Source organism: Flavobacterium sp. CSZ (genome assembly GCF_015350725.1).
Taxonomy (GTDB): Bacteria; Bacteroidota; Bacteroidia; order Flavobacteriales; family Flavobacteriaceae; genus Flavobacterium.
Genome location: NZ_JADKPQ010000067.1, coordinates 1 through 533 on the forward strand (window position 1 = coordinate 1; position 533 = coordinate 533).

The window sequence follows — 533 nt, forward strand, 5'->3', positions numbered from 1 at the left end:
ATAACAAGTCCACTCAATAGCATCAATCCTGACACAATAGAAAGCATCGAAATTTTAAAAGACGCAGATGCAACTGCTATTTATGGATCCAGAGGAGCCAATGGTGTAGTTTTGATCACCACAAAAAAAGGAAAGGCAGGAAAAACAAATTTCACCATTAACGCTTCAACCGGAGCGGGTACCGTTACAAAATTTACCCACTTAATGAATACCGAGCAATATCTGGCCATGAGGTATAAGGCATTTACCAATGACGGGATTACAACATATCCCCAGTCAGCATTTGACGTAAACGGTTCATGGGACAAAAACCGTTACACTGACTGGCAAAAGGAACTTCTAGGTGGAACTGCAGCGATTACAGATCTAAAAGCGAACCTGTCAGGTGGATCAAAGAATACTCAGTTTCTCGTATCGGGAAGTTACAATACACAATCCACCGTATTTCCCGGTAAATTCTTATATAGAAAAGCAGGCGCGCAATTTAACTTAAACCACCGATCAGAAGATGGAAAATTTAATCTTGTTTTAAC

1 protein-coding gene is annotated in these 533 nt (G+C 40.2%); it reads left to right on the forward strand.

Annotated elements, in window-relative coordinates:
- A partial coding sequence (locus IRZ78_RS26020) for a TonB-dependent receptor plug domain-containing protein (RefSeq protein ID WP_194620510.1) occupies positions 1-533 on the forward strand: 533 nt, incomplete at both ends.